At 39.7% G+C, this 1,674-nt stretch carries 1 protein-coding gene; it reads right to left on the reverse strand.

The genetic code is table 11. The annotated features are described in order from the left end of the window. Nucleotides 1-101: 101 nt before the first annotated feature. A complete protein-coding gene (locus DXA18_RS15390; RefSeq protein WP_118384587.1) occupies nt 102-1,361 on the reverse strand; it encodes an IS110 family transposase in 1,260 nt (419 codons plus the stop codon). Nucleotides 1,362-1,674 lie beyond the last annotated feature (313 nt).

Below are 1,674 nucleotides of genomic sequence, written 5' to 3' on the forward strand. Positions count from 1 at the left end.
AAGTTTGAAACAAATAAGTAGAAGACAACTAAGAAATAAAGGGCATAGCAAATAAACCATCTTTCGGTGGTTTGAAAATCAAATATAGACACAACACCTAATCAGGTAACAGGAATGGTATTATCTTTGATGATATATCCTCGTTGTTTCAGCAGATTAAGCGCCTGTGAAGTGGTCAATACTTTTGAGTCGTTCACAGGACGTGACTCAAGAAAGCCTTCCGGTGTATATGGCTTTAAATCTGTGAGTATGTGCCAGATAGCGGTCAGGATCATACGACAGATGGCAATGATAGCTTTCTTGTGTCCACGGCGTGCTTTTATACGTCGATAACGGGTAGTAAATTCAGGATGTTTCTTGGATTTAATTAAAGCATTTGCAACTTGCACCAAAACTGGTTTAAAATAGGAACCAGCACGGGAAATCCTAGTGGATTTGATTTTATGATTGCTTTGATCATTACGAGGACAACATCCAGCCCATGATACGAGGTTTTTAGCTGTGGGGAAGACAGACATATCACCTCCGATTTCAGAGAGCACCTGAATAGCAGTCAATGGGTTCTTATCGAATCCTGGTACGGTTCGTATAAGATTGAGAATGCTTTCATACTTATCGCTGAGACGAAAGATTTCCCGTTCGATTTCCGCTTGATGCTTTTCTAATTCATCGATGTGATTCAGACATTGTCTAAGTTTTACAGCCTGTTCCGTAGAAATAGCACCATCAACAGCAGCCTGTATTTCTTCAATAGGAGTTTTACACCTGCCGTCAACAAAAGGTGCCACATCAAAAGTTTCCCCAGGGTGTTGTAAAATCTGTTCCGTGATGGAACGTGAAGATTTCCCAAATACATCGGAAAAGACATCGTCAAGTTTAAAGTTGGATACAGTAAGACAATTCTGAGCACGGTTTTTTTCACCGGTAATCATACAGGTAAGTTTGAAACGATATCTTACAAGATCTCTTAATTGACGAATATCAGCTGGTGGTATAAAGGAAGGCTTGACCATACCACACATATATAGATCGCAGATCCATTTTGCGTCTTTGCGGTCAGTCTTATTTCCTTTTTGTGGTTTGGTATATTTGGGATGAGACAGAGTAACCCATAAGTTATTCTTCTCTAAGATATTAAAAACTGGAATCCAATACTTTCCGGTAGATTCCATGCACACATCGTTACAGTTATATTTAACAAGCCAGTCACACAACTCTTGCAATCCTTTCGTAAAGGAAGAAAAGCGAGCTTGCTTATATTCTGTACGTCCGTTGGAATCGGTAATACCAATACAGGCATAGATCCAGGTTTTGTGGACATCAAGTCCACAACAGTTATTTTTGAGAATTTTAAACGACAATAAAATAACCTCCTGATAATTTTATAAGTTTAAAACTGACAGTGACTGGTCATCCGGCAAAATCGAGTCGACTTTGGAAGAGATAAGTTTACGGGCTACGTTATGCGCCAATCATTGATGCCTTAACGGATGACCGACAACATATACAAATGCGAGGTCACCGCTATACAGCCCCGCCACTCACCTCCACGTGTTCTGTAGTGTGTCAGTCTTATAAAAAGATAATATCAGAAGGAAAACAGATTAGATAGCGAAAGGTCAATGCACTAGTTTCATGATGCATTGGTGCCTTTCGCAGAAAGGTGGTTTATAC

The organism is Dorea sp. AM58-8, from assembly GCF_003464045.1.
Classification (GTDB): Bacteria; Bacillota; Clostridia; order Lachnospirales; family Lachnospiraceae; genus Claveliimonas; species Claveliimonas ammoniilytica.